The 1123-nt window shown below is 56.8% G+C and carries 1 protein-coding gene; it reads left to right on the top strand.

Annotated features, from left to right (window positions below; genetic code table 11):
- Window positions 1-264 precede the first annotated feature (264 nt).
- Window positions 265-1123: tetratricopeptide repeat protein (locus ACREAY_RS12065; protein ID WP_431756011.1), on the top strand; the 859-nt coding region annotated here is incomplete at its 3' end.

The raw sequence follows: 1123 nt of genomic DNA, 5'->3' as shown, positions 1-1123 counted from the left end.
TCCTGCGACAGAGCGGTGAAAAAACTGTCTCCTCAGGCCGGTCAGAAAGGTCCGAGCGCAACCATTGTAACCGCCGGCCTGGGGGTATCTCGAAGGGCCGATGCGTCGAGCGAGAAGTATCAAGCGTATCGCCGTCGAGCGTAGCACAGGCGTATCGCATCGGACCTGAGAGAGACTCTCGGGCCGGCGGGCGGTAGATGGGCTTTTTCAAGGGCCTGCATGATGGTTGAATCCTTCCTCCTCCTCCGTTAAACTTTTTCTACTATGGCAAAGTTTCAGATCCTTCTTGTCCTTGTCACCTGCCTCTTGCTGCCTTCCCAGCTCTACTCCCAGGGCGGCGAGCCGCGCGTGCTCTTTTCCCAGGGCCATGCCCTCTTTTCCCAGGGGAGCTTCTCTCAGGCCGAGTCATTATTCGCTCAAACCTTGGATCGTGGTTTTCCCCTGGAAGATTACAGTCTCCACTTTCTTGCCTTGATCCAAGTTTCCCGCGGGGACTGGGCTAACGGGCGAAGCTACCTTTCGCAACTCAAGCAAAAATTTCCCCAGAGCATCTGGTCTTCCCAGGCCGAGCTCCAGCTGGCAAAGATCTCCTTGGAAGAGAAAAACCACGTAAAGTCCATAGAAGAGCTGCGTGCGCTGCAGGCTGCGCCAGTCAAAAGAGAGATCGCCGAACAGGCATCCTATCTTCTCGGGCAGGCGCACGAGCAGCAGGGCGACTTAAAGAGAGCCCATGCCGCCTACCAGGAGCTCAGGCAGACTTCCCCACTTTCAAGATGGGCGGCGCAGGCGCGAAGAGAGATAAGGAGAATAAGACAACAGCAGCCTGAATGGTTTGCGTTAGGCACTCGCGACGCCCTGGCCGCCGAGGCAGACTTGCTGCTACGCGAGCAGGAATACGACGAAGCTGAAAAAACTTACCGAAAGCTCCTCGACCAGGCGGACGAGGACAAGCAGCGCCCGCGCTTTCTCATAGGTCTGGCCAATGTGTACCGAGCACAAAGGAAGAGAGACGAGGCGATCCCTCTTCTTAGTGAAATCGTCAGCCGGTATCCTGACAGTCCGGAAGCCTCCAGCGCGCTTTATCGCCTTGCAATCGCCTATTGGAACCGCGACGACAACCTGC

It is taken from the genome of Nitrososphaera sp. (genome assembly GCF_050748925.1).
In the GTDB taxonomy this organism is placed as follows: domain Archaea; phylum Thermoproteota; class Nitrososphaeria; order Nitrososphaerales; family Nitrososphaeraceae; genus Nitrososphaera.
This window is presented reverse-complemented; position numbering and strand designations above follow the sequence as displayed.